28 protein-coding genes are annotated in these 25,126 nt (G+C 39.8%); 17 read left to right on the forward strand and 11 right to left on the reverse strand.

Annotation, left to right across the window (positions count from 1 at the left end):
* Positions 1 to 546, forward strand: coding sequence for an NUDIX domain-containing protein (locus NIS_RS01875; RefSeq protein ID WP_012081722.1), 546 nt, complete (start codon positions 1 to 3; stop codon positions 544 to 546).
* On the opposite strand, the gene NIS_RS01880 is transcribed toward NIS_RS01875, so the two are convergent.
* The 6 genes from NIS_RS01880 to NIS_RS01905 are packed head-to-tail and all read right to left on the reverse strand — an operon-like array spanning position 533 to position 5,151.
* A complete protein-coding gene (locus NIS_RS01880; RefSeq protein ID WP_012081723.1) occupies positions 533 to 1,009 on the reverse strand; it encodes a globin in 477 nt (158 codons plus the stop codon). The genes NIS_RS01875 and NIS_RS01880 overlap by 14 nt on opposite strands.
* Entirely contained in the window at positions 999 to 1,865 is an 867-nt protein-coding gene (locus NIS_RS01885) for a carbon-nitrogen hydrolase (RefSeq protein ID WP_012081724.1), read from the reverse strand. Before NIS_RS01885 ends, NIS_RS01880 begins: the two co-directional genes overlap by 11 nt.
* Positions 1,862 to 2,653 (reverse strand): metal ABC transporter permease, encoded by a 792-nt coding sequence (locus NIS_RS01890; RefSeq protein WP_012081725.1) that lies wholly within the window; start codon positions 2,651 to 2,653, stop codon positions 1,862 to 1,864. Before NIS_RS01890 ends, NIS_RS01885 begins: the two co-directional genes overlap by 4 nt.
* Entirely contained in the window at positions 2,646 to 3,371 is a 726-nt protein-coding gene (locus tag NIS_RS01895) for a metal ABC transporter ATP-binding protein (RefSeq protein WP_012081726.1), read from the reverse strand. The genes NIS_RS01890 and NIS_RS01895 overlap by 8 nt, the downstream gene beginning before the upstream one ends.
* Positions 3,355 to 4,188, reverse strand: coding sequence for a metal ABC transporter solute-binding protein, Zn/Mn family (locus NIS_RS01900; RefSeq protein WP_012081727.1), 834 nt, complete (start codon positions 4,186 to 4,188; stop codon positions 3,355 to 3,357). Before NIS_RS01900 ends, NIS_RS01895 begins: the two co-directional genes overlap by 17 nt.
* Before the next feature lie 24 nt (positions 4,189 to 4,212).
* Positions 4,213 to 5,151, reverse strand: coding sequence for an agmatine deiminase family protein (locus NIS_RS01905; RefSeq protein WP_012081728.1), 939 nt, complete (start codon positions 5,149 to 5,151; stop codon positions 4,213 to 4,215).
* A 95-nt stretch (positions 5,152 to 5,246) separates the two neighbouring features.
* Between NIS_RS01905 and NIS_RS01910 the strand changes: the two genes are divergently transcribed.
* The 4 genes from NIS_RS01910 (at position 5,247) to NIS_RS01925 (ending at position 8,090) form a co-directional block, all read left to right on the forward strand.
* The gene (locus NIS_RS01910; protein ID WP_012081729.1) at positions 5,247 to 5,483 is read left to right on the forward strand and encodes an antitoxin; all 237 of its coding nucleotides are present in this window, start codon (positions 5,247 to 5,249) and stop codon (positions 5,481 to 5,483) included.
* On the forward strand, positions 5,476 to 5,787 hold the full coding sequence (locus NIS_RS01915) for a type II toxin-antitoxin system PemK/MazF family toxin (RefSeq protein ID WP_012081730.1): 312 nt from the start codon (positions 5,476 to 5,478) through the stop codon (positions 5,785 to 5,787). Before NIS_RS01910 ends, NIS_RS01915 begins: the two co-directional genes overlap by 8 nt.
* A gap of 341 nt (positions 5,788 to 6,128) precedes the next feature.
* Positions 6,129 to 7,049, forward strand: coding sequence for a DUF4268 domain-containing protein (locus tag NIS_RS01920; RefSeq protein ID WP_041353962.1), 921 nt, complete (start codon positions 6,129 to 6,131; stop codon positions 7,047 to 7,049).
* 42 nt (positions 7,050 to 7,091) lie between these two features.
* Complete coding sequence (locus NIS_RS01925) at positions 7,092 to 8,090, forward strand: alanine racemase (protein WP_012081732.1); 999 nt, start codon at positions 7,092 to 7,094, stop codon at positions 8,088 to 8,090.
* On the opposite strand, the gene NIS_RS01930 is transcribed toward NIS_RS01925, so the two are convergent.
* Genes NIS_RS01930 through ribA form a run of 4 tightly spaced genes read right to left on the reverse strand, consistent with a single transcriptional unit; the run spans position 8,068 to position 9,740 of the window.
* A complete protein-coding gene (locus NIS_RS01930) occupies positions 8,068 to 8,445 on the reverse strand; it encodes a hypothetical protein (RefSeq protein ID WP_050724124.1) in 378 nt (125 codons plus the stop codon). The two genes, NIS_RS01925 and NIS_RS01930, sit on opposite strands and share 23 nt — an antisense overlap.
* The gene (locus tag NIS_RS01935; protein ID WP_012081734.1) at positions 8,442 to 8,642 is read right to left on the reverse strand and encodes a PP0621 family protein; all 201 of its coding nucleotides are present in this window, start codon (positions 8,640 to 8,642) and stop codon (positions 8,442 to 8,444) included. The genes NIS_RS01930 and NIS_RS01935 overlap by 4 nt, the downstream gene beginning before the upstream one ends.
* Entirely contained in the window at positions 8,632 to 9,177 is a 546-nt protein-coding gene (gene rsmG / locus NIS_RS01940) for a 16S rRNA (guanine(527)-N(7))-methyltransferase RsmG (protein WP_012081735.1), read from the reverse strand. The genes NIS_RS01935 and rsmG overlap by 11 nt, the downstream gene beginning before the upstream one ends.
* Positions 9,177 to 9,740: a GTP cyclohydrolase II gene (gene ribA, locus NIS_RS01945; RefSeq protein WP_012081736.1), complete on the reverse strand. Its 564-nt coding sequence runs from the start codon at positions 9,738 to 9,740 to the stop codon at positions 9,177 to 9,179. Before ribA ends, rsmG begins: the two co-directional genes overlap by 1 nt.
* A gap of 60 nt (positions 9,741 to 9,800) precedes the next feature.
* Here ribA and hemB point away from each other — a divergent pair, with 60 nt between their 5' ends.
* Genes hemB through NIS_RS10400 form a run of 12 tightly spaced genes read left to right on the forward strand, consistent with a single transcriptional unit; the run spans position 9,801 to position 24,080 of the window.
* Positions 9,801 to 10,766 (forward strand): porphobilinogen synthase, encoded by a 966-nt coding sequence (gene hemB, locus NIS_RS01950; RefSeq protein ID WP_012081737.1) that lies wholly within the window; start codon positions 9,801 to 9,803, stop codon positions 10,764 to 10,766.
* Positions 10,767 to 10,798: 32 nt separating this feature from the next.
* Entirely contained in the window at positions 10,799 to 11,728 is a 930-nt protein-coding gene (gene argF, locus NIS_RS01955) for an ornithine carbamoyltransferase (protein ID WP_012081738.1), read from the forward strand.
* The gene (locus NIS_RS01960; protein ID WP_012081739.1) at positions 11,725 to 12,888 is read left to right on the forward strand and encodes a multiheme c-type cytochrome; all 1,164 of its coding nucleotides are present in this window, start codon (positions 11,725 to 11,727) and stop codon (positions 12,886 to 12,888) included. The genes argF and NIS_RS01960 overlap by 4 nt, the downstream gene beginning before the upstream one ends.
* Before the next feature lie 10 nt (positions 12,889 to 12,898).
* The gene (locus tag NIS_RS01965) at positions 12,899 to 13,396 is read left to right on the forward strand and encodes a DUF2603 domain-containing protein (protein ID WP_012081740.1); all 498 of its coding nucleotides are present in this window, start codon (positions 12,899 to 12,901) and stop codon (positions 13,394 to 13,396) included.
* The gene (hemN, locus tag NIS_RS01970; RefSeq protein WP_012081741.1) at positions 13,393 to 14,760 is read left to right on the forward strand and encodes an oxygen-independent coproporphyrinogen III oxidase; all 1,368 of its coding nucleotides are present in this window, start codon (positions 13,393 to 13,395) and stop codon (positions 14,758 to 14,760) included. Before NIS_RS01965 ends, hemN begins: the two co-directional genes overlap by 4 nt.
* A complete protein-coding gene (locus NIS_RS01975) occupies positions 14,757 to 16,952 on the forward strand; it encodes a PD-(D/E)XK nuclease family protein (protein WP_012081742.1) in 2,196 nt (731 codons plus the stop codon). The genes hemN and NIS_RS01975 overlap by 4 nt, the downstream gene beginning before the upstream one ends.
* Positions 16,949 to 19,516 (forward strand): RecB-like helicase, encoded by a 2,568-nt coding sequence (locus tag NIS_RS01980; RefSeq protein WP_012081743.1) that lies wholly within the window; start codon positions 16,949 to 16,951, stop codon positions 19,514 to 19,516. Before NIS_RS01975 ends, NIS_RS01980 begins: the two co-directional genes overlap by 4 nt.
* Complete coding sequence (locus NIS_RS01985) at positions 19,513 to 20,793, forward strand: (Fe-S)-binding protein (RefSeq protein WP_041353963.1); 1,281 nt, start codon at positions 19,513 to 19,515, stop codon at positions 20,791 to 20,793. The genes NIS_RS01980 and NIS_RS01985 overlap by 4 nt, the downstream gene beginning before the upstream one ends.
* 53 nt (positions 20,794 to 20,846) lie before the next feature.
* Positions 20,847 to 21,587, forward strand: coding sequence for a carbonic anhydrase (locus NIS_RS01990; protein WP_012081745.1), 741 nt, complete (start codon positions 20,847 to 20,849; stop codon positions 21,585 to 21,587).
* A 9-nt stretch (positions 21,588 to 21,596) separates the two neighbouring features.
* Complete coding sequence (locus tag NIS_RS10430; protein WP_012081746.1) at positions 21,597 to 23,099, forward strand: methyl-accepting chemotaxis protein; 1,503 nt, start codon at positions 21,597 to 21,599, stop codon at positions 23,097 to 23,099.
* A 37-nt stretch (positions 23,100 to 23,136) separates the two neighbouring features.
* Entirely contained in the window at positions 23,137 to 23,961 is an 825-nt protein-coding gene (gene lgt, locus NIS_RS02000) for a prolipoprotein diacylglyceryl transferase (RefSeq protein WP_012081747.1), read from the forward strand.
* Positions 23,958 to 24,080, forward strand: coding sequence for a hypothetical protein (locus NIS_RS10400; RefSeq protein ID WP_255322336.1), 123 nt, complete (start codon positions 23,958 to 23,960; stop codon positions 24,078 to 24,080). The genes lgt and NIS_RS10400 overlap by 4 nt, the downstream gene beginning before the upstream one ends.
* Here NIS_RS10400 and NIS_RS02005 read toward each other — a convergent pair whose 3' ends face one another.
* Entirely contained in the window at positions 24,081 to 25,124 is a 1,044-nt protein-coding gene (locus tag NIS_RS02005; RefSeq protein ID WP_012081748.1) for an AI-2E family transporter, read from the reverse strand.
* Positions 25,125 to 25,126 lie beyond the last annotated feature (2 nt).

The raw sequence follows: 25,126 nt of genomic DNA on the forward strand, positions 1-25,126 counted from the left end.
ATGATTAAACGAATAGAACCCTTGAGAGATCCAAAATTTATCCATCCGGTTCGCATCTTCTATGAACGAGATGGTAAAGAGCTTAGCTGGGAGGCAGTGAAGGCACACGATAGTGTGGCCGTTTTGCTATATCATCCCAAAAAAGAGGCTTTTGTACTGGTAAAGCAGTTTCGACCGGCACTTTATATGCAGCATGGCTATCCTTACACTTTTGAGTTGTGCGCCGGTATCGTGGATAAACAAAAAAGTCTTGTAGAGATAGCGAAAGAAGAGATAGTAGAAGAGACGGGCTATCAAGTGCAATCTTTAGAAAAGATCACTTCTTTTTACACTTCTGTAGGGTTTGCAGGATCCAAACAGACTCTTTTTTATGCTGAGGTGGATCAAAAAATCAGTGAAGGCGGAGGGATAGAAGAGGAGAAGATAGAAGTTGTCCACCTTCCCGTCGATGAGGCAAAAGATTTTATGTATGATGAATCAAAACCAAAAACTCCCGGACTTCTTTTTGCCTTTTGCTGGTGGTTTGAGCGTTTCAAAGGGCTTTAAAGGCCTGATCGTAAAAGCCCTCTTCATTGAATCTATTGACGGTGAGTTTAGAAAAACGCTCCACATACTCCCAAAACGCTTCTTTCAATGCTTCGTCAATATCTAGCTCTTCCAGGGCTTCACGCATGGTACCGAGCCACTCGATTCTCGCTTTTTCGTCGATGCTGAAGTTTTTATGAAACTCCACCATATATTCGTTTAGATCCTCTTCATCTGTTTCATATAGTTTCGGTCCGCCACATATGGCAATGAAAAAGAGGGTGTTTTTCTCTTTCACTTTTTCAAATTCCTCTTCATCTTGAGGAAAAAAGTGGGCTATATCGCTCTCATAGATTTTATCATAGAAGTTATACATAAAATCTCTCATACCTTCTACTCCTCCAACCGCTTCGAAAAAAGCTTTGGGAGGATTGGTAAACGTTACACATTCGCCTTTTTTCATTGAAGTTATCTCAAATTTCATCGCAATACCTTTTTAATAAACATTGATACGAATCAATCCTTCGATCTCGCAAAAACGGCCAGATATCTCTGACTGCTTTTATTCGATCCATATCGAGCGTAGCCTCCAAGATCTCTTCTTGGTTACTGCTGGCTCGAGCTAAAAACTCCCCTTGGGGACCACAGATAAAACTGTTTCCCCAAAATCGAATACCTCGCAAACATCCTGTTTCATCCTTTTCGAATCCCACACGATTGACCGCTACAAGCGGTAATCCATTGGCAATTGCATGAGCACGTTGTACCGTCATCCAGGCATCGAGTTGGCGGTTTTTTTCCTCATCGCTATCTTCATCAAACCATCCAATAGCCGTTGGATAGATAAGAATCTGCGCTCCCTTTAAGGCCATGATTCTTGCAGCTTCTGGATACCACTGATCCCAGCATACCAGTACGCCAAGTCTGCCCACAGATGTATCAATCGGTTCAAATCCAAGATCACCCGGTGTAAAGTAGAACTTCTCATAAAATCCAGGATCGTCTGGAATGTGCATTTTACGATATTTTCCTGCCAATTTTCCATTATCGAAAACGACTGCCGTGTTGTGATAGAGTCCTGGAGCCCGCATCTCAAAAAGCGAAGTCACAAGAACAATATCTTTTTCTTTACTGACGTTTTGCCAAAAAGCTATATCTTTTTCAAAATCTTTTGCCAAATCGAAGAATTTTGTTGTTTCACTTTGACAAAAGTAGGGGCCTTGGTGGAGCTCTTGTAAGACCACAAGTTCAGCGTCAGCTTGGTCTATCATGTTGCATGTTCTTTGGATGGTGGCCTCTTTGGAACCGTGAAATTTTTGCTGGATACATGCTATTTTCATTGTCTGACCTTTATGAAAGTTACAAGATAAAACGCGGATGCGACCAAAATGATGGAAGCGGTGGCCGAGATATTGAGATAATAAGCCGCTAAGAGTCCTAAGAGCATCATCAAAAACGCCAAACATCCGGACATGATCATCATGGAAGTGATATTTTTCGTGTATTTTTCCGCGATATAGGGAGGAATGCTGAATAGTGCGATGACCAGAATAAGTCCGATAGATCGGATACTCATGACGATCGTTAAAGCGATAAGCAGCAAGGTGGCGGTATGGAGACTTTTTACAGGTATTCCTCGCAAAATGGCAAATTCTTTGTCATACGCCACCAGGAGCAGTTGATGCAAAAAGAGTAGAACAAAGAGCGTGGCCGCAATGTCGACTCCAAGCATGAACCAAAGATCGCTTTTTGGAACCATCAAGATATCACCAAAAAGATATCCCAAAAGATCCACATGGTATCCGGGAGTAAGATCGCTAAAGATGATACCGATGCTCATTCCGGCAGCCCAGATGACACCGATTGAGATATCTTGACGCTGGGGATGGGTATAGGAGATATAGGCAAGCAGCAGTGCCAAGGCAAGAGCAAAAACAGTGGCTCCAAAAAGTATGGATGTACCAAAGTACAGTGCTATTCCAATACCTCCATAACTACCGTGTGCGATGCTCGCTGCGAGGTAGTTGTAGCGATTGATGAGCATCAAGGACCCAATGGTAGCGATAGCGATACTTATGAGCAATGAAGCGACAACAGAGTTAGAGAAAAACTCTAAAAATTCACCCATTGCAGCTCCTATAGAGCTCTTCCAGTAGTTCCATTTCACAAAAATGGCCATCTTTTTTATCGATTTTCAGTGGAATGTTCGTATGCTCATATAGTTTTCTATTGACGTAAAAGACCCTTTTGACGCCTTCTAAAAGGATGTTGATATCATGACTGACGACGATTCGGGTAAGATTTAGATTTTTTAAAAGATGATAGATCTCTTTTTGCGATTGTAGATCTACCGAAGCTGTCGGCTCATCCAAAATCAAAATTTTCGGATCGCAAATGATGGCTCTTGCAAGCAGTACTCTTTGGCGTTGGCCACCTGAGAGTTGGGAAATCTTTTTTTCAAGGATATTTTGAATGTCAAGTTGCTTTGCAACTTTATCGAGGGTCTCCAAGTCGTTTTGATCAAAACGACGTTTGTTTGCATAGAGTCTTCCTTGTAGAATGACCTCTTTTGCAAGTAAAGGAATATCGAGATTGAAGTTGATATGTTGAGGAAGGTATCCGATGAGGTTGCTCACTTTTTGTGGTGGCTGACCAAAAATACGTACGCTGCCTTTTGTAGGTTGGAGCAGACCCAAAATGAGTTTGACAAGAGTCGTTTTGCCACCTCCATTTGGCCCTATAATGGCCACATATTCATTTTCTTCGATTGTAGCAGTGATATCTTCCAAAACATACTCGTTTTGGTAGCGAAACCAAAGATGCTCAATCTCAACGGCTTTGTGCAATCGCTTTTCCTATAGAGATGATATTTGTATCCCACTTATATGCCAAAGGATCGATGACAACGATTTTAGCATGAAGCTTTTTTGCCAAAAACTTGGCGCTTCTTTTTGGAAACTGGGGTTCTATGAAAATCGTTTTGATATGCTGCTCTTTGGCTCTTTTTGCGATCTCCATTAAGTGTGCTATCTTTGGTTCTTTTCCCTCTTCTTCGATCGCCATCTGTCGTAAGCCGTACACTTTTGCAAAATAGCCCAATGATGGATGAAAAATTAAAAAAGTTTTATGTGAGCTCTTTTGTAGCATTTTGAGCAGCTGCATATCGATTTTCGCTATTTTGTCTGTGAATGCAAGGAAATTTTTTTGATACAGGCTGCATTTTTGCGGATCAAGTGCACATAACTCTTGCAATGTTCTTCTGCCAATCAGCTGCATATATGGAGGTGCAAGCCAAATATGAGGATCGAGACCAACTTCGTGATGATGTTCATGGTAGTGGCCTTTCATAGGAAATCTGCGGACATACTCTCCCATATCGACAATTTTTAAATTTGGATTGATTGCTTTAAACTTTTTCAGCCACCTTTTTTCAAAAGGAACACCGATTGTAAAATAGCATTTTGCTTTTTTGATGAGCATTGCCTGGGAAGGCTTGAGTGAAAATGTAGCCGGAGATGCTCCTTTTGGTATGAGAACAGAAACATTGAAGGAATCTGGTGCCAATGTATTAACGATATATTTTTGTGGCAGTATAGAAACGAGGATTGTCTCTTTGGCGCTTAAAACTAAAGTGAGAAAAAATATAACTACTATTGCTCTCATGCTATTCCTTTGTCCAAAATTATATCAAAAGAGATTCATGCAGCTGCAATGTATCGATCCGTGTTGACGAATAAGCACACTTGCATCGAGGGCTATAACGTCTCTATCTGGAAATAGTGAGCGAAAGAGATTGAGAGCTACTTCGTCATTGCTGTCTTGATAGGTTGGAACAATAATAGCATCGTTGATGAAAACAAAGTTTGCATAACTTGCCGGAAGACGCTCGCCATCATAATATTTTGGTGCTATCCAGGGAAGCGGAATGGTTTTGAGTCCAAAATTTTGGAACTGCCGTTTCATCTTTTGCAGTGCTTCATAGTGGATATCCTTTGGATCGTCACATTCCACATAGACAACTGTATCAGGAGCGACAAAACGAGCAAGCATATCGATATGGCCGTCCGTATCGTCACCATCCAAAAAGCCGTGTTCAAGCCAGTAGATTTTGTCTACCCCTAATGTAGTCTGCAGGTAGGTTCCAATTTGCTCTTGGGTCATGTGTGGGTTCCGGTTTGCTTCAAGAAGGCACGATGTTGTCGTAAGCAACAGCCCTTCGCCATTGGAATCGATACTGCCTCCTTCCAGTACAAAGCCTATCTTTTTGGTTTGAAATATTTTTCGATTGACAAGATTATCGTAGTTTGCCGGGTATTTCAGTCCCCAGCCGTTGAATGTGAAATCAAGAAGTTTGGGTCTATCACTTTCAAATATCGTGATAGGTCCGAAATCACGCACCCATGTATCGTTTGTTTGGGCTTTGAGAATTTTGACATCGTACTTTGTTGGGGGAAGAGGAAGGTCCTCTTGTGTAATAAGATAGACATCTTGATAGTGAGTAACAATAGAGATAAATTCATTAAAGAAATCTCTTGCTTCTTCAAGATATGGAGACCAGTCACTCTCTTCATGGGGATATGCTACCAAAAGAGCCTTCTGTTTTTCCCATTCCGCAGGTAGTCTCATATAAAGCCTTTTTTTTATAGATATGGTAGCGAAAAAAGTTGACAAAAAGTATATATCTGTATATACTCGTACTATAAATCCAATAAAGGAGTTTCATGGAAGCAATTACCAAAGTATTTAGAAGTGGAAATTCCCAGGCTATCAGAATCCCAAAAGAGTTCCAGTTAAACACTGAACATGCAAAAATTATTTCAAAAGGAAGTTATCTTATTATCGTGCCTATTCAAAATGAGATAAGAAAAGGTTGGGATGAAGCATTTAAGGAGATGAGTAAAAACGGTGATGATACATTGTTGATAAATGATGTCTTTGAAGAAGATATCGATGTATAGTCAATATGCTATTGTTCTGGTAAATCTTGATCCAACCATCGGTTCTGAAATAAAAAAGACAAGACCATGTATCATCATATCTCCAAATGAGATGAATTTTAATATTAAAACCGCAATAGTAGCTCCAATGACCTCAAAGTCAAAAGAGTATCCCACCAGAGTTAAAATTAATGATAATTCATATATTGTTTTGGATCAGATAAGGACTATCGATAAACAAAGAATTATCAAAAAAATAGGCGAAATCGATTTTGAGACTATTTTACAAATCAAACAAACTATAAAAGAGATGTTAGTTGACTAAAAAGCGTTGCCATCATTTTTCCATATTATTAGTACAATAATATTCCCCAAAAAGCTCATTTGAATAAAGTGTAAGGGAGGGTCAAATCAACTGTATAAACGACCAAAAAACTCTTTGAAAATTGCAGTTGTATTAGACACATTACAATAAACTATATCGATATCGATTGACTTGTTGTGTCAGGAAACTATTCATGTTTTAATAAAAAATGTATTAAAGGTATTTTAAATTTTTCAGATATATAGCGAGTTTCATAGAAACTTTTTCAAATATTATGGTGGTTCAAATAGTATAATTCTGTAAGTACAAATTTTATAAATTTCAAAGTATTGGATTTCGTTATGCAACTTGGAAAGTTAAAAAAAGTCGATTTACGATCAATTTGGGAGAATGAACCTCGCCACTTTACAAAATGGCTTTCAAAAGAAGAAAATTTAAATTTATTGGGTGAAGAAATAGGTATAGATATTTCTTTTATTAAAACCGAAGCTACAGTAGGAAGATACAATGTTGATATTTTAGCAGAAGAAGAAAATTCAGGTCGTAAAATTATAATTGAAAATCAGCTTGAAATTACCAATCATGATCATTTGGGTAAAATAATTACCTATGCATCAGGATATGATGCGGAGATTATAATATGGATTGTGAAAGATGCCCGTGATGAACATAAACAAGCCATCGATTGGTTAAATGAACATACTGATTCAAAAGCGAATTTTTTTATTGTAAAAATCGAACTGTGGCAAATAGGTAACTCGCCGGTAGCTCCAAAATTTCAAATAGTTTCTAAGCCTAATGATTGGGCAAAGGCCTTAAGGGATTCTACGAAAAATAATTTGACAGATACAAAACTTTTACAATTTAATTTTTGGACAAGATTTAAAGAATTTGCTCTAGAAAATAAAACAAAATTGAGATTAAGAAAAGTTTATCCTCAACATTGGTACGACATTAGCTATGGTAATTCTAAATCCCATATCGCTTTGATTGTCGATACACAGAATAAAGCGATACGATGCGAAATATATATACCGGACTCAAAAGAGATGTATCAACATTTTTTTAAAAATAAAGACAATATTGAAAATGCCCTGGGAGAGAAACTAGAATGGCTAGAACTTCCTGATAAAAAGGCGAGTAGAATAGTATTAGCAAAAAAAGCAGATGTTACAAACGAAAACGATTGGGAAAACCAATTTAGATGGTTAATGGAAAAAGCAGAAATGTTTAGTCAAGTTTTTGGAAAGTACAAAATTTAAGTACCATCTAAAAGCTTTCGTCTCATTTTGCTACAATTCCTTATGGCATATGTAAAACTAAGTGAAAAAGCGCTCAAACACAATCTAGAGACTGTATCCAAAAAAGCCGGTGGTAGCGATAAAATAGCTGCTGTTTTAAAAGACAACGCCTATGGGCACGGTATAGAGGGATTTGCAAAAAAGATCAGCAGGCTTGGTATCAAGAAAGCGGTAGTACGAACCTATGAAGAGGCACTGAAGATTGCCGATTTTTTCCCCTATATTCTTATTCTATCCGATACACCCCGCCATGATTCTTTTCATTATGCCATCAATGATTTGGATACATTGCAGGTATTGGAACCAGGGACGAAGGTCCATCTGAAAATTGATACCGGAATGCATAGAAACGGTATCGCTTTAGAGGAGATTGAAAAGGCATTTGAGCTATTACAAAAAAACAGAGCTCATTTGACAGGAGTGTTCACCCATTTTAGAAGTGCAGATGAGTTAAGTAGTGAACTCTTTTGGCAAAATGAGCAGTGGCAAACAGTAAAGCAGCATGTAATAGAATTGATCAAAAAATATAATTTACAAAAACCACTTTTTCATGCTGCAAATAGTGCTGCTCTGTTTCGTTTAGGGTGTGAGGATGATTTTGCAAGAATCGGGATAGCACTATACGGATACACGGAACTGGATGATCTGTATGAGCCTCCTGCTTTAGAGCCGGTTGCGTCGCTTTGGGCGCAAAAAATCGCTTCAAGAGAGTTAAAAAAAGGTAGCCGAGTCGGATACGGGGGTGTTTTCGAAGCCAGGGAGGATATGATTATCAGTACCTATGATGCAGGCTATGCAGACGGAATTTTTCGCTTCCAAAAAGAGATTGAAGATGGGAAAATTTTAGGAAGAGTGAGCATGGACTCCATCCTCTTGGAAGGAGAGAAAAAAGAGATTTGTATCTTTAGCGATGCTAAAAAGATGGCCCGTAAACTAGGGACGATCAGCTACGAACTTCTTGTCAAAATGCCGGCACATCTTAGTCGCACCTGGATTGATTAGTTAAAAATACCCCATCTATTCCGGCCTCAATCGCTTTTTCGATCACTCTTTCGTCTATAAAAGCTACCACTTTTGCGTCAAAAAGATAATTTTCTGCTATTTTTTGTACCTCTTTTGCCAATGGTAAAGAACACAGTAAAAAAGAAGCCTGCAGTGCATTTGCATAGACCGCCTCTTTTACATTTGCTATCTCTACAGCAACTTGTATTCCATTTTCTTGACAATAGCGTAATATCTCAAAATCAAATGCAAAGCGTACAATGCTGTTTGGCGGCGTTGAGACTATTTGCTCTTTGTTTTCAACCCGATAAAATGAGGGAGCCGGAATCTTGGGATGACCAAATATCAGCATCATTTTGCTCCCGCACACTCTTTTGAGCAGTAGTATTTGCCATTTTTAATGATCGCTTCTTTGTTGCTTACATATGTTCCACATGTATCGCACTCTACCATAGTATCCGTCTCTTTGTCATGGGCGATCGGTTTTTTCTTGATAAAGAAGTAGTAGATTGCACCGATGACAGCTGCAAGAAGTAAAATTTTAAATAACATCATCTCCCTTTAGTAGTAGATATTTTCTTTTTCCTCGCTCAAATATAGAGTAGTGTTCCATTCCCTTAAGTTCATCTCCAAGATTTTCTCCTTTGTAAAAGAGAAGTGTCGTTGAGGGTGTTATGAACTTTTTACTGAGATCAATGAGATCTTTTGTCTTCATCACAGCTCGTGAAGTGATGAGATCCATGGGGACTGCCTCGATCTGTTCCACTCTTTTTTTATATACTATTACATTCGATAAGTTTAGAATCGATTTCATATAGTGTAGGAAACTGGCTCGTTTTTGTCTTGGTTCGGTAAGAATCCATTGTGTCTTTGGCATCGCAATGGCCAAAACGAGTCCGGGGAAACCGGCTCCTGTACCGATGTCGAGGGCATTTTGTATGGTATCGGGTAGAAACTGTAGTGCAAAGAGGGCATCTTCTATATTCTCTTGTACCTCCTCTTCACTCTTTGACCCTGTTAGATTGTGGATCTTGTTCCACTCCAGAAGTTTTTGGGTAAAAATATTGAGTTTTTCTTCGGTACTCATCAAAGCATATGTCCCATTTTCTCTTTTTTGGTTTTTAAATAGGCTTCATTATGGGGATTTGGTGAAACTTTGATAGGGATTCGCTCAATAATCTCTACATTTTTAAGGCTCTCTATCTTTTTGGGATTGTTGGTAAGGAGACGTATTTGATCAATTCCGTAAAAATCGAGAATAAACTCAACCATCTCGTATGTTCGCTCATCTGCGGAAAATCCAAGCTGATGGTTTGCTTCGATGGTATCGTATCCTCTATCTTGCAGGGCATAGGCGTTCACTTTGTTCAAAAGTCCGATATTGCGTCCCTCTTGTCTGAGATAGATGAGCATTCCTCCATGTTTTGCAATGAAGTTTAAGGCAAAGTGCAGCTGTTCGCCGCAATCGCACTTTTTACTGCCTAGCGTATCGCCAGTGAGGCATTCTGAGTGTACTCTTACAACAGGTGCTTTGCCAAGAGGCTCTTTTATCATTACGAGATGCTCTTTGCACCCCTGTGCAAAGCATTGAATTTTAAAATCTCCATAGCTCGTAGGGAGGTTGGCGACTTCACTGACTTTAATATCCATTTTCCTCTTCTTTTTGGTAAAATAGCCTAACTTTGCTCAAATTATATCAAAAGGCTCCACATGTTCAAACGTTTTCGAAGGCTCAGGCTCAATCCTGTAATGAGAAACCTTGTCCAAGAGACGAGGCTCAGTGTCAATGACTTTATCTATCCTCTGTTTGTCCGAAGTGGCGAAGGGATCAAAAAAGAGGTGGACTCGATGCCCGGAGTCTACCAGATGAGTATCGATGAAGTGGTAAAAGAGTGCGAAGAGTTGAAAAAACTTGGGCTCTATGCAGTGATTCTTTTTGGCATTCCCGATGTGAAAGATAGTGTTGGCAGTGAAGCGCTTTGTGAGTCAGGAATCATTGCGCGTGCTATCAAAGCGATCAAAGAGGCACATCCCGATATGTTTGTGGTGACAGATCTTTGTTTTTGCGAATATACCGATCATGGTCATTGTGGAGTACTCGATCCGAAACTCCAAACGGTAGATAACGATGCCACTCTTGAGCTGTTGGCAAAACAGGCTGTAGTCCATGCAAAAGCCGGGAGTGATATGATCGCTCCAAGCGGGATGATGGATGGAATGATTGCCGCTATCAGAGCGGGGCTTGATGCAGCAGGATTTAGCCATATTCCTATCATGAGCTATTCGACAAAGTTTGCCAGTGCCTACTATGGACCGTTTCGTGATGTGGCAGAGTCTGCTCCAAGTTTTGGGGATAGAAGAAGCTATCAGATGAATCCGGCAAACAGGAGAGAAGCGGTACTGGAAAGCATAGAGGATGAAACAGAAGGTGCAGATATATTGATGGTCAAACCGGCCCTAGCATACCTGGATATCGTTCGAGATATCAGGGAAGCTTCGATGCTTCCGTTGGCTGTATACAATGTAAGCGGGGAGTATTCGATGCTGAAGATGGCTGCTCGAGCAGGGGTGATCGATTATGAAAAGGTGATGATGGAGACGCTTCTTGGTTTCAAACGTGCAGGTGCGGATATCATCATCACCTACCATGCGAAAGAGGCTGCAAAACTGCTATAATAACTTTTTTAATTTCCCGGCAAGGATAGGCCTTGAGACACTTTTTGACACTGAAAGATTTTACGAAAGAAGAGATTTTGGAGATGATCGAACTGGCCCGTTCGATCAAAGCCCAGACCAAGCGAAGAGAATTTGTTCCATATATGGAAAACAAGACTTTGGCGATGATTTTCGAAAAGAGTTCCACTCGAACGAGAGTCAGTTTTGAAGTAGGTATTTATCAGCTTGGCGGAATCGGACTTTTTTTGAGTAAAAACGATATCCAGCTCGGTCGCGGTGAACCTATGAAAGATACGGCTCGCGTAGTAAGCCGAATATGCGATATGGTAATGATACGAACCTATGAGCAAAGCAAACTGGAAGAGTTTGCGGCTTTTAGTCAAGTGCCTGTCATTAACGGATTGACAAACGAGTACCATCCCGTTCAGTTGATGGCCGATTATCTGACGATGATAGAGTATGGAAAAGCAGATAGTCCTGTCGTGGCGTATGTTGGAGATGGAAACAACATGACCCATTCTTGGCTCATGCTGGCAAGTAAGCTTGGGTTTACCCTTCGCATAGCGACACCAAAAGGGTACGAGCCAGATCCGAATATCGTAGAGGATGCGATGCGTTTTGCCAAAGAGAGCGGAGCGACGATTGAACTCATGCACGATCCAAAAGCGGCAGTCCAAGATGCCGATGTGGTAACGACAGATACATGGATAAGCATGGGACAAGAAGAGGAAAAAGAGAAAAGAATTAAAGATTTTAAAGGGTTCCAAGTTGATACAATACTCATGTCATTGGCAAAAAAGGATGCTATCTTTTTACACTGTCTGCCTGCTTACAGGGGATATGAAGTCTCTGAGGAGGTGTTTGAAGCGCACGCCGAAGAGATTTTCGATGAGGCAGAAAACAGACTCCATGCCCAAAAGGGGATTATGGTCTGGCTCGATAGAAAAAGGGGTGAATCGTGAGATATTTTTTGGTTGCCTTGATGATACTTCCAATTTTTGCCGCCAATATCAGTAAAAAATATATGGTAGCCAATAACTGTATGGCATGTCACAAATGGGTAGTGGACAAATGGAAAACCTCTTGGCATTCACGATCGCACTACTCAAAAGACCCGCTTTATAAAGCAACGTTGCAGTATATGTCCAAAAAACTGCATCGACCATTGGAAGCGATCGAGATCAAATGTGCCCAGTGTCACAATCCTCGGATGGATGTGAAAAAAATGAGTGAGGATGAAATCATTTCAAGAGCGGTTGGAATCGGTGATAAAAAGACAGATGAAGCGATCAATGCAGCCTATGTGAAAGACGGGATCAACTGTATCGTCTGTCACAATATCAAGGCGATCAAAGAGAGTCACGATCCCGATAAACGGGGATATAAAAGTATCGTATGGGGACCAAACGATACGATGGTTGGACCTTTTGCCGACGCAAAGTCTCCATATCATAAAACGATGCAAGCAGACCATTTTCTCCATCCAAACAAACTCTGTTTCGTGTGCCACTATAACGGCCGAAACAAATATCATAAACTGGTTTATGAAACTGGTATGGAGTATGAACAATCAGGTTCGACCAAACAGTGTGTAGAGTGTCATATGAGTGAAAAAAGAGAGCGTCGTTTGGCGAATATCGTAGTAAATGGCTCTTTACCAAAAATCAGAACCGTGCGGGACCATCTCTTTATGGGTGCTAGAAACGGCGATATTTTGCAAAAAGCTCTAGATGTGAAAGCATCGGTAAACAATGGCAGACTAACGATCCACTTGATCAACAGAACGCCCCACAGGGTCCCGACAGGCTTTGCAGGGAGAATGGTGGTCATAGAGGCTCATTTTGGAAATACTGTGAAAAAAGAGATCATCAAAACGCAATATCTTGATAGAAAAGGAAGAGTGACTGTTCCGTATTTGGGTAAAAAGAAAGTATTTGATAATAGAATTTTGCCAAAAGAGGATCGCGTAGTAACATTCGATCTTCCTTCCAGTAATCTTCATGAAGTTTCGATCAAAATATATTATCGACTGATCAATGACGACTTAGAAAAAAAATTGAAAGTATCTGATCCAATTTTTCATAAAAACTATCCTATTGCCAATTTGAAACTTAAGATATAATGGAGGAGATGTGAATATAGAAAAAAGCAATGGCAAATCATTGATGACGAAGATTAACAATCTTGCGAAAGAGCTTGGAATTGAGAATCCTCAAGGCGTAACTATCGTTCGTCTTGAAGATACGGAGGATCCAAACAAAAAGACCCTTGAGCTTGTACAGGGGAGCTGGGAGAGCAAAGCGCCTTGGTTCGTTATCGACAAAGAGGAGAAAGTCCATGTACTTTCTACACTTGAATCGATACTCCATCTGATTCGCTCTTTAAATGAAGCGAAATATGAAAATTTCAACCTCAAACTGGAAAAAGCGATTTTAGAAAATCTCCCAATCGATTTTAACGATGTTTGGGTTGTTGCCATGAGTGAAATCCAAAAAAGGCTCACTGAGAGCAAAAACAAAAATCTGCTCGATATCGATATCAAAAAGCTTGTGAAAGATATCAAGAAACACCATCCAAATCTTTTCATGCAACTCAAAGATTTACAATTTCCTCCACAAGGCCATCAATGATCGATTTTGAAAAATTTGTCAAATATTCAAAACCGGGACCAAGATATACGAGCTATCCCACAGCTGTAGAGTTTAGTGAAGAGTTTTCGTATGAGAGATACATCGAAAAGCTTCATGCTCAAAAGGATGAAACGCCGCTATCACTCTATTTTCACCTCCCCTTTTGCCGAAGTGCCTGCTACTTTTGCGGATGCAATGTGGTTTTTACCTCAAAAGAGGATAAAAAAGAGCGCTACATCAGCTATTTGCAAAAAGAGCTTGATATCCTAAAAAATCATATCAATCCAGACAGAGAGGTGATCCAGCTCCATTTTGGTGGCGGAACGCCTACATTTTTCTCTCCCGAGCAGCTACAAAGAATCGTTGCATCCATTAAAGAGGTGTTTGGGAACTGGAGCAGTGAAGCGGAAGTGAGCTGTGAGATCGACCCGAGATTTCTGAGCGAAGAGCATATGCAAGTTTTGAGTGAGGGAGGTTTCAACCGGGTCAGTTTCGGCGTGCAGGATTTTAACGAACAGGTTCAGCAAGCGGTGCATAGGATCCAAAGTTTTGAAGAGACAAAAATGGCGGTGGACCTTGCCAGGAAATATGGCATGCAAAGCGTCAATATCGATCTTATCTATGGCCTTCCGTTCCAAACGCTTGAGAGTTTCAAAAAGACGCTGGATATGACGCTGCAGCTTGATCCCGATCGACTGGCCGTTTTCAACTATGCCCATGTGCCTTGGCTGAAAAAAACGATGAGAAAAATAGATGAGACCACACTTCCTACACCGGATGTAAAGTTGCAGATTCTCAAATACACCATCGACTTTTTTACCTCCAACGGATACAAAATGATCGGTATGGATCACTTTGCAAAACCGGATGATGAACTGTTTAGAGCGATCGAAAAGGGAGAACTGCATAGAAACTTTCAAGGCTATACCACAAAAGGCGGTGCCGATCTTATAGGCATAGGTCTGACAAGTATCGGAGAAGGTGAGGACTACTACGCCCAAAACTTCAAAGAGATGCAAGAGTATGAAGCGGCGATTGACGAAGGAAGACTCCCTTTTCATCGAGGTGTGGAGCTCGGTTTTGATGACAAGGTGAGAAAAGCGGTCATCATGGAACTGATGGCCAATTTCAAACTCGATATCCCAAGAATCGAAAAAGAGTTTGGCATCGATTTCAAAGACTATTTTCAAGAGGCTTTACAAGATCTCAAAGAGTTCGAAGACGAGGGGCTTGTAACGATCCAAGATGACGCGATCGAAGTGAGTCCTACTGGGACTTTGCTTATCCGAAATATCGCTATGCCGTTTGACGCCTACATGAAAAAGCATGGAGACAGTAAGAAGGTCTTTAGCAAAACAGTATGAAACTCCTTGTTTTCACTACAAAAAAGCAGCTGCGAAATTACGCTGCTGCTCATTCTGACACTCTTTTACCAAAACTGCTGACCATTCAAGAGTTTCTCGATAGAGCGATTCTGACAGAGAAGATATTTATCCCTCAAGAGCTGAGGCTGCATTACTTTTATGAAGCGTGCAAAAATGTTCCACTGGAAAAACTTGGCATTGAGAAAAATTTTGAACGGTTCGTACATGAAGCAGACTTGATCTACTCATTTTTGAAAGAGGTGCATCTAGAAAAGGTGGATTTGGAAACAATCGCACAGTACGATATCTATGCATCCTATCCGGAGCATCTTGCCATCATTCAAGCGATTTACAAAAACTATAAAAAATTGCTGGATGCAAAAGGTCTTGTTGATCCTATCACTTTAGAAGATTTTGCAATCAACAATGCATACTTTGATCAGTTTGAATCGATTACGATCTATCTTTCTGGATATTTGAGCCGGTTTGATCAAGGGATCATCAGTGCTATTCGAACTCCTGTTACCATCGAGTTGGAAGTGACACCATTCAATACTGCTCTTGCAAAAAAGATGTTTGGGATCCAAAAGCCAGGTGTGTACCAAATTGATCAAAAAGGCAATATCGAAACGATACCAGAATATAGAGAGGAGCCGACGATTGAGGTGTGTGGTTTCCCAAAAAGAATAGAACAGACAAACTTTGTCTTTGCCAAAATAGAGGAGTTTGTTCGATCTGGAATTGATCCGCAAAATATCGCCGTCATTTTACCCCAAAAGGATTTTAAGGAGTTTTTGGAAGCCTTTGATCGTTTGGACAATCTCAATTTCAGTATGGGAGACTCTTTCATCTATTCAAAGCTCTATAGAAAATTGGAAGCGCTCTATCGATACTGTTATTTTGGGGAAGAGGAGTATTTGATCAAATTAAGCGAAGAGGAGATTCACACCTTTCAATCAATCGATTCTTGGCTGAAGCTAGAGAGTTTTATCCAAAGCTTGGCTACCGATAAAGAAAAGAGGGTGATCGAGGAGAGTCTCTATCTTTTTGGAAGGCTTATCGAAAACATCGAGATTGATGTCAAGGATATGATAAAGCTGCTGCTGGAGAGACTCAAAGAGCTGAGTTTCGATGACGTTCGTGGCGGGAAAGTGACGGTGATGGAGATGTTGGAGAGCAGAGGGTGTCGATACGAAGGTGTGGTTATCGTCGATTTCAATGAAGAGGCCGTACCAAAAATCGGTAGCGAAGATCTTTTTTTAGATACCAATCTGCGAAAAAAAACAGGGCTTCCCACTATGACGGACAAAGAGTCTTTACAAAAGCACTACTACTACCAGCTAATGCGATATGCAAAAAAGGTGGCACTCTCTTACGTCAAAAACGAAGAAAGCGATATCAGTCGCTTTTTTTATGAACTACCTTTTCAAAAACAGCAAGAAGTTCCAAAACGTTATGAAAATGTACTCTATACGAAAACGCAAAAAGAGAATGTGTATGAAAAAGATGCAACATTTAAGTTGCCGAAAGTATTGACCCCTACAACTTTGGAGGTACTGCTTCGATGTCCACTGCGTTACTACCTTCGTTATATCGAGCAGATCAAGGGACCAAAAGAGAAGATTGTGGGATTTGATATCCATGAGGCTATCAATGAAGCAGTAGCTTCCAGACCCGAAAGTGTTCAAGACTATTTTGAAAAGATAATGCAAAGATTGACGAAAAACGTTTCACGGTATGAAGAGTATCGACTTCGCGTGGAATGGGAAGAGAAGCTTCGAAAATTTGCCCAGGAAGATTTTTCCCTTTTACGGGGGAAGGTGTCCATTGAGAAAAATCATGGAAGAGCATTTGGGAATTTCATTCTTGAGGCGAGGGCCGACAGAGTCGTTAAAAGAGATGGCAAGATTTTTATCTACGACTATAAAACCAATAAGACCGGCAACTATCTAAACGTATACGAGAAGGATGAAAACAAATTGCAAGCGGAGTTTTACGCCTACATTTGGCAAAGCGACGAGGTCTATTTTTGGGATTTGTATAACGTGAAGTTGCAGCGTATCGATACTTCCAAAGCAAAGGAACAGATTGAGAAGGCGATCGAGAAACTCGTAGGGGTTACAAAAAAGAGTGAAGATTTGAACTATTGTAAATATTGCCTCTATAAATTTGGATGCAAGGGGCTTACATGAACCTTATCGCCCTCAAGGCGAGTGCCGGGACCGGAAAAACATACAGTTTGGCGCTTTACTATCTTGCGAGACTTTTTGAAGGGGCAAATCCCTATGATATTGTGGCCATCACCTTTACCAATAAAGCGGCCAACGAGATGCGAGAGCGGGTGATTGATTTTTTGTTTGATCTGGATGAGGAGAAACTGGAACAAATTGCTTCGATTATACAAAAAGACCCTAAAACTCTCTCTATGAAACAGCAGCAAGTCATCCGAAAGTTTCTTGTAAGTCGTCTCAATATCCTCACAATCGATGCGTTCGTACAAAAGATTTTGAGAAAATTCGCCTTTTTCGCCAGCCTTTCCCCCGATTTTACCATCGAGACAATCGAAGTTTTTGAGTCTTTCATCAATGCACTGGAAGAAAAAGAGTTTATGAGATTGACCAATTTTGCAAAGTGGTTTGGACAGAGTGGAATTGGTACTTTTTTTGATACGCTCTATGAAAAAGACAAAGAGCTTCCTGCCGTTCAGTGTACGATTCAGGATAATATGGAAGAAGTACTCTCTTTGTATCACAAAATAGTAGAGCATATCCATAATGTGGGTACAGAAGCGAAAAAGCGAGATTTTCAACCGGTAGCCAGAGTGGAAGAGTTTCTCTTTACAAAAAGTGGCGGGATAAGAGCGTGGCTAATGAAAGAGGAGTTTAAGATTCCAGGAGTTCCCGCATCACACGAGGTTCAAGAGATTTTCGTGCAGCTCAAAAATGCGATAAAAAAATATTACGACTTTAAAGAGGCGAAATTTTTACAAACGCTGTTTGATTATTACGAGCAGTTTAAAATCCAGAGAAAAAGGCTCATTGCTCAAAGGAATGCTCTAGATTTTACCGACATCAAGCATTATACGTACGATTTACTACAAGATTCCATAGAAAAAGATTTTCTCTATTTCAGGCTCGATAGCAAAATATCACACATTCTATTTGACGAATTTCAAGACACCTCTGTGGAGGATTGGAAAATATTTGAACCTTTGGTCGATGAGATAGCAAGCGGAATGGGGGTTCAAGAACAGCGCAGTTTTTTTTACGTTGGAGACGTGAAACAGGCTATTTATGGATTTCGAGGAGGGCAGGCAGAACTTTTCGACTGGGTGGCACGACGCTATGGCATGCAGATCGAAGAGCTTGATGTCAATTACCGTTCACGTTCGAATATCGTCGAATATGTCAATGAGATGTTTGGGCTTGAACAAAAAAGCGATAAAACGGGCGGCTATGTGGAAGTACGGGAGAGTGAATCGCTCCTTGAAGACCTGCAAGCAAAAGTACAGATGCTTTTGGATAGCGGCGTACAAGAAGATCAAATCGCCATCCTTGTCCCTACGAATAACGATGTTTTTCAAGTTGCCGATTTCTTGCAAGAATCACTTGGTTTGAAGGCAACTACCAGCAGTTCCAAACTTCTTATCCATCAGCCTTATGCAAAAGCGATCATCGAGGCAATAAAGTATATCTATTCCAAAGAGAAGATCCATCTTTTCAATTTTCAAAGTGTCGCTTCACAAGAGCTTGATACGTTCAAAGAGCATAAGCCGGTTCAGCTTATTCGAAAGATTGCAGATCGGTATGATTTGTGGGATGACTCGGTTTTAGAACTTTTGGAGCATTCTGTGACATATAAAGATATCGAAGAGTTTGTAGAAAAAATTGATCAATGTGGTATTGAAGTACAAAGTGCAAGCCAGGGAGTTGAGGTCCTTACTGTTCATAAATCCAAAGGCCTTGCATTTGAACATACTATCGTTCTGGATCGACTGGGTTTGGATCGATCGAGAAAAGAGAACATTATCTTCGATTATGAGGGGATCGATCTAAAAAGAGTTGTCTTACGGCAAAAGGGAAGAGAACAATTTGATCAAGAATATCGACAACTGCTTGAAAAAGAGGAGCAAAAAGAGCTACAAGAGCTTCGAAATGTTGCATATGTAGCTTTGACACGTGCAAAGGATTCTTTGATCGTCTTGAAAAATCCGAACTCAAAACGGTACGGATTTTTACAAGAGACGCGAAGAGGAGAAGTTGTGGCGCAAAAAAGCGGGAATGATGAGAAAATAGTACCCTTTGCATGGAAAATGAGAAACTACGGGAAACAGGAGATTATCGAAGAGGCAGAATATAGGCCGAACGATTTTAAAGCGATTTATAAAGGAGAAGCGTATCATCAATCTTTGGAGATCGGTTTTGCATACGCCAAAAGCCGGTTTGCACTGTTGAGTGATTTGGAGCATATGCAAGAAGAGGTGGAAAAAGTCCAGGAAATGATTGAAAAAAGATTTAAACCGATCTGTTACAAAGAGATTCCATTTGTGAGTGGAGATAAGCTTGGTATAATTGACCTACTTATAGAAGAAGATGAACGCTATATCATCATAGACTATAAAAGTACTAGGCCTCATGATGAGAGCGGATACATAAAACAGGTTCAGTTTTACAAAGAATCGATAGAAAAGATCACAGGAAAAAAAGCTGAAGGGTATCTTCTTTATATCGATGAATTACAACTAAAAAAGGTTTGAGCGTGTTTGAGTTTACTTCAGTGAGCGATGCTTGTATCAAATGTGGAAAATGTATTCCCACATGTACCATACATCAGGTGAACCCTGATGAGGTTACGAGTCCAAGGGGGTTTATTGAACTGCTTGGGGATTATCAAAAGGGCGAGATTGAACTGGATAAAACGGCCAAGGATATTTTTGAGAGCTGTTTTTTATGTACCAACTGTGTGGATGTCTGTCCAAACTCTTTACCAACAGATATGATTATAGAAGAGGTTCGACACGATATCGCTCAAAAATATGGAATTGCCTGGTATAAAAGGGCGTTTTTTTGGCTTCTTCGAAACAGATGGGCAATGGATCTTTTTAGTAAACTGGGATACGTTTTTAAAAGCTGTGTACTGCAAAATGAACCCAAAAGAAGAGGACTCCTTCCAAAGTTTGATCTACCGATGATCAAAAAAGATAGGCTTTTGCCATCCATGAAAAGTAAAAGCTTTTTGAATAGCTACCCAAACCGTATCAATAAAAATGGCAAAAGAAAAGTCGCTATTTTCATCGGTTGTTTGGCAAATTACAACTATACGGAGATCGGCGATGGGCTGGTGGAAATTTTAAAAACGCTAGATTACGAGATTTTTATTCCTAAAAAGCAGCTTTGCTGCGGAGCCCCTGCCTATTTTACGGGGGACTTTGATACAGTGGAGTATCTTACAAAAAAGAATATAGAATATTTTGAAACATTTATCGATGAAGTGGAAGCTATCGTCATACCAGAGGCCACCTGCAGTGCTATGATCAAGCATGACTGGGAGGTCTTTTTTACCAATCGCGGTATGCAAGAGTGGGCGCAAAGGGCAAAGAAAGTGAATGAAAAGATTTTCATGGCGACCGAGTGGTTGGCTAACCATACAAATCTCAAAGAGCTTTTAGAACAAAAAGGGAAAAGATTTGAGGAGGTTGTAACCTACCACGATGCGTGCCATGCAAGAAAGGTACAGGGTATTTGGAAGGAGCCAAGAGAGCTGATCGGAAAATCTTTTCAGCTTGTAGAGATGGAAGATCCGAACAGATGTTGTGGTTTTGGCGGCGTCACGATACAAACGGAAAAATTCCATCTGGCACAGGCTGCCGGGAAACCGAAAGCTGCCATGATTGAAAAAAGTGGTGCCAAAATCGTTTCGGCGGAGTGTAGCGCGTGCCGTGTACAGATCAGCAATGCGTTGTATCAAAACGGTGTGGATGCAGTTTTTAAAAATCCGATAGAATTGATCGCAAAAGCTTTAAAAGAGTCTTAATTTTTGTTACATTACAATAGTTTGGTTGTTTTAGTAGCTATAAAAGGATTTGTATGAAAAAACTATTGATGATAGCAGCTTTTGGTACATTTATGTTTGCAGGGGTTACTGGGGAAGGGCATCATGCCGATCATTGGAGCTATTCCGGTAATATGGGACCACAGCACTGGGGTGATATAGATCCAAAGTTTCGGATGTGTGCTTTGGGTGTCAACCAGTCCCCCATCGATATGGATCGCTTTGTCGATGCAAAACTTCCAAAACTCAAAATAACGTACGCAGGAATAGCAAAAGAGGTCGTCTATAATGGTCATACGATTAAGGTAACTACATTAGGGAAAAACGAGGTGGTTATAGATGGCAAACCTTTCATGCTCATGCAGTTTCATTTTCATACACCAAGCGAAAACAAGATAGCTGGAAAACAGTTTCCTATGGAAGCACACTTTGTTCACAAAAGTAAAGACGGAGAGTATCTTGTCATAGCTTTAATGTTCAAAGAAGGGAGAAAAAATAGCGCTTTGCAGAAAGTCTTGAATGATTTAAGCACGGAAGTCGGTAAAAAGCGTATGCTAAGAGAAATGTTTAATCCTGGTGATTTTTTTCCAAGAAAACTGGATTATTACCGATATGATGGCTCGTTTACAACGCCTCCTTGTACGGAAGGTGTACGATGGATTGTCCTCAAAAATCCTGTGGAAGCCAGTAAAGAACAGATTGCAATGATGCATGAAATCATGCATGACAATAGCCGACCTGTGCAACCACTGAAAGCACGAGTCATTTTAAAATAAGGAAACACAATGAATCTATCTATGCTTAAAAAGATCCAGTACGCCAACATCCTTTCCATTGTTCTTTTTTCTATAACAGTCACTGTCGAGATATTTAAGTCTGGATTTGACTGGATTTTTATATTAAATATCATCAATTTCATCTGTGCATGGATTATTTTTGTCAGTGTCATAAAGATTCAAAAAACATTGAGGGTGCTTTCTACTGTTATTCAAAAAGCGAAAAATGGTATCTTTAACTACTCATTTACTATAAACGATACTGGTGTTATTAAACTTATGGGAGAGAACCTTACCGCATTTATGAATGAGGTGGAAACCTTTTTAAGTGACACCGATAGAGTACTTAAAGATATTGATCACAAGCGCTTCAGTGTTATTGATCCAGATCGGTACAACGGGGAATTTAAAAAAATAGCTCTTTCGATCAATCATTCTGTCGAAAATATTCAGGCAAAAGAGAGATTTGTTGAAAAAGAGGAACTCAATTTCAAAATAGGAAAGTTAGGAGGCGGAGTGGCCGGTGGACTCAATGTGATTAAAGAAGATTTATTGCACTCTATTGAAAAAGTAAAAAAGATTGTAGCCAACTCCAATAATATTTCCGATGAAGCTGAAGATGTGAACAAACTTCTTGATGACGTCGTTGTAAAACTGGATCAACTTCTAACCCTTATCCACAAATCAAACAAAATGACCGAATCGCTCAACAAAAAAGCAGAAAATGTAGGGGATATTATTAAACTGATCAACGATATCGCTGACCAAACGAATCTTTTGGCTCTCAACGCCGCTATCGAAGCAGCACGTGCCGGAGAATTGGGTAAAGGCTTCAGCGTTGTCGCTGATGAAGTAAGAAAACTTGCTGAAAAGACCCAGAAGTCAACGGAAGAGGTTCGAAAAGTCCTCGAATTGCTCCAGAACGAGAGTCGAGAAAGTGTACAAAATGCCAAAAAAATGGAACGCATTGCAAATGAGTCGACAGGCCTTGTCGAAAATTTTAAAAATTCACTTACTGATTTTACCGCGCATGCTGTCCGCTCCAAGATTTTGGCAGACTCCATTGCCAACACACTGACTATTACCAAATTTAAACTAGATCATGTCATTTATAAAAACCAAGTGATTTATCACAACTTCTTCATTGGAAAAATAGAAAACTCCTATGTGGATGAGAAGCATTGCGACTTTGGACGGTGGTATTACAATCAAGGAAAAGAGATTTACAAGGAGATACCACTCTATTTTGAGATAGAAAAGCCTCATACCAAACTGCATAAACTTGCAAAAGAGATCATTGAAATTATAGAACAACCAGATTTTGACAATTATGTTTTGGCCCATAAAGATGAGATATATAATAAATTTGTAGAAATGGAAAATGCTTCTTCGCAGCTTTTTGAACTTCTAGATAGGCTTTTGCATGAGTATGAACTCCATCTCAATAAAGAAACTATCGATGTGGAAGTGGTTGAAAAAGAGCAGACTCCGGCATTAATCAATGCTTCATAAATAAGATATAATTTCCCTTGTAAAAACAAGGGAGACTATGACATACTGGAATCATATCTACGAACACTTCAATCCGATCGCTTTCACAATATTTGATGTACCGGTGCATTGGTATGGGATCATGTATGTTCTTGCACTTTTGGTGGCTCTTTTGGTGGCTCAATGGATCGTTAAAAAAGATAATCTACCTTTTACCAAGGAAGAACTTGATATCTATTTTATCTGGGCAGAAATTGGAGTTATTTTAGGTGCAAGAATTGGCTATATACTCTTTTATGATCCTCATACAAACTACTATCTTACTCATCCATGGCAAATCTTCAATCCTTTTATGAATGGTCATTTCGTGGGTATCAGGGGGTTCAGCTATCACGGTGCTATTATCGGCTTTTTAATTGCGACCTATCTTTACGCAAGGAGATACAAAAAAGATTTTTGGAAATTGATGGATTTAGTAGCACTATCTGTACCTTTAGGATATGTTTTTGGTCGAATCGGAAACTTTTTGAATCAAGAACTTGTTGGACGAGAGACGGATATGCCATGGGGTATCTATGTAGATGGCACTTTGCGACATCCTTCCCAGCTTTACGAAGCATTGACAGAAGGACTGTTGACTTTTATCATTTTATATTTTTACAGAAAAAAGAAGCATTTTGACGGAGAATTGATCGCTTTGTACGGAGTACTATATGGTACATTTCGTTTTCTGTGTGAATTTTTTAGAGCTCCAGATATTCAACTTGGATTTATTTGCTGCGGTTGGATGACGATGGGACAGATTCTTTCACTTGCTATGATTGTATTATCTGGTATAGTCTATGTCTATTTGAGAAACACTAAATACGGGAGGGTACAATGAGTGATACACATATGATAGGACTGTATGCAACGTTTATATTCATGATCATATTGGCCATTATGCCTTATGTGGTGATCAAGTATGTCAAAAAAAGAGGAAGGGACGGCTTGAAGAAATAGTCATTCTCTTTCCAGTTTTGTAATTTTTGGATAGATTTTTAAAATACTGATAAAAAGCGTTATCACAGCTGGTCCTATGATCATACCCCAAAATCCATAACTCGTTAAACCGGCTACTATCGAGAAAAAGATAAGCAGTTCATTTATGCGAACATGTTCATCTTCTATCATCACCTGATCGATATATTTTATGATGATCGGTTTGATAATGGTGTCGGCGATACCAGAGATAACGATAATAGAATAGAGCGCTATGACAATGGCGCCGGTGGTATTGTCCAAAAAGTATTGGTGCAAGGTGATCGGTAACCACATGATGATGCCGCCGATCACTGGGATAAGCGAAGCAAAGCCATATAAGATACCGAGCATGATACCATTGTACCCATAGATTTGGACAATAATACCAAAAAGAATCCCCTCCAACACTGCTGTGGCAATAATAGAGTTAAACACAACCCCCATAACCCCAGCGAGATTTTCAAATAGGAGTTTGCTATCCTCCTTTCGGAAAGGGATGATGTTTTGAAAATAGAGGAGCAGGTCTTTTCCATAAAGATTTGCAAAAAAGTAGAAGATGAGAATCAAGAAGATATCTTTGAAAAAATTGGCACTCTTTTTCCCTAAAAATGTTGCTGTTTGGATAACCCAGTTGATAATGTTTTGAATATCGAATTGTTCGAAATATTTTTGTAAGGAGTCACTTTTTATCCAGCTGTTGTGCTGCAGTGTCTGTACAATCCAGTTTTTTGTTTGAGCAATTGTCTGTTTAAGAAGATCAAAATCGATATTGGCTACAAAAGTGGCGGCATTGGTAATGATGTAAATGATAGGAAGGAAAAAGATAAAGGCGAGCACTGCTGTACTCGCTGTTGCAGGCAACACTTGACCCGGGAGTTTTTTCATGAAATAGCTATGCATTTTATAGGATGCCAATGCAAGTAATATTGCAATGATCATTGTATTGAGAAATGGATAGAAAACTTTTAAAACAAAATAGGTAACAATAAGAAATAAAACACCTAGAAAATGGATCGGTTTCATGA

Origin of the sequence: Nitratiruptor sp. SB155-2 (assembly GCF_000010325.1) — a bacterium.
Lineage (GTDB): Bacteria > Campylobacterota > Campylobacteria > Campylobacterales > Nitratiruptoraceae > Nitratiruptor.

Bases quoted from the DNA above. Each gene is read 5' to 3' on its own strand.
- NIS_RS01920 (WP_041353962.1), top strand. From the start codon at position 6,129: ATGCAACTTGGAAAGTTAAAAAAAGTCGATTTACGATCAATTTGGGAG.
- ribA (WP_012081736.1), bottom strand. From the start codon at position 9,740: ATGGATATTAAAGTCAGTGAAGTCGCCAACCTCCCTACGAGCTATGGA.
- NIS_RS01905 (WP_012081728.1), bottom strand. From the start codon at position 5,151: ATGAGACTACCTGCGGAATGGGAAAAACAGAAGGCTCTTTTGGTAGCA.
- NIS_RS01925 (WP_012081732.1), top strand. From the start codon at position 7,092: ATGGCATATGTAAAACTAAGTGAAAAAGCGCTCAAACACAATCTAGAG.
- NIS_RS01935 (WP_012081734.1), bottom strand. From the start codon at position 8,642: ATGTTATTTAAAATTTTACTTCTTGCAGCTGTCATCGGTGCAATCTAC.
- NIS_RS01980 (WP_012081743.1), top strand. From the start codon at position 16,949: ATGAACCTTATCGCCCTCAAGGCGAGTGCCGGGACCGGAAAAACATAC.
- lgt (WP_012081747.1), top strand. From the start codon at position 23,137: ATGACATACTGGAATCATATCTACGAACACTTCAATCCGATCGCTTTC.
- NIS_RS01990 (WP_012081745.1), top strand. From the start codon at position 20,847: ATGAAAAAACTATTGATGATAGCAGCTTTTGGTACATTTATGTTTGCA.
- NIS_RS10400 (WP_255322336.1), top strand. From the start codon at position 23,958: ATGAGTGATACACATATGATAGGACTGTATGCAACGTTTATATTCATG.
- NIS_RS01885 (WP_012081724.1), bottom strand. From the start codon at position 1,865: ATGAAAATAGCATGTATCCAGCAAAAATTTCACGGTTCCAAAGAGGCC.
- NIS_RS01975 (WP_012081742.1), top strand. From the start codon at position 14,757: ATGAAACTCCTTGTTTTCACTACAAAAAAGCAGCTGCGAAATTACGCT.
- NIS_RS01890 (WP_012081725.1), bottom strand. From the start codon at position 2,653: ATGGGTGAATTTTTAGAGTTTTTCTCTAACTCTGTTGTCGCTTCATTG.
- NIS_RS01900 (WP_012081727.1), bottom strand. From the start codon at position 4,188: ATGAGAGCAATAGTAGTTATATTTTTTCTCACTTTAGTTTTAAGCGCC.
- NIS_RS01875 (WP_012081722.1), top strand. From the start codon at position 1: ATGATTAAACGAATAGAACCCTTGAGAGATCCAAAATTTATCCATCCG.
- NIS_RS01930 (WP_050724124.1), bottom strand. From the start codon at position 8,445: ATGATGCTGATATTTGGTCATCCCAAGATTCCGGCTCCCTCATTTTAT.
- NIS_RS01910 (WP_012081729.1), top strand. From the start codon at position 5,247: ATGGAAGCAATTACCAAAGTATTTAGAAGTGGAAATTCCCAGGCTATC.
- hemB (WP_012081737.1), top strand. From the start codon at position 9,801: ATGTTCAAACGTTTTCGAAGGCTCAGGCTCAATCCTGTAATGAGAAAC.
- NIS_RS01880 (WP_012081723.1), bottom strand. From the start codon at position 1,009: ATGAAATTTGAGATAACTTCAATGAAAAAAGGCGAATGTGTAACGTTT.
- NIS_RS01915 (WP_012081730.1), top strand. From the start codon at position 5,476: ATGTATAGTCAATATGCTATTGTTCTGGTAAATCTTGATCCAACCATC.
- hemN (WP_012081741.1), top strand. From the start codon at position 13,393: ATGATCGATTTTGAAAAATTTGTCAAATATTCAAAACCGGGACCAAGA.
- rsmG (WP_012081735.1), bottom strand. From the start codon at position 9,177: ATGAGTACCGAAGAAAAACTCAATATTTTTACCCAAAAACTTCTGGAG.
- NIS_RS10430 (WP_012081746.1), top strand. From the start codon at position 21,597: ATGAATCTATCTATGCTTAAAAAGATCCAGTACGCCAACATCCTTTCC.
- NIS_RS02005 (WP_012081748.1), bottom strand. From the start codon at position 25,124: ATGAAACCGATCCATTTTCTAGGTGTTTTATTTCTTATTGTTACCTAT.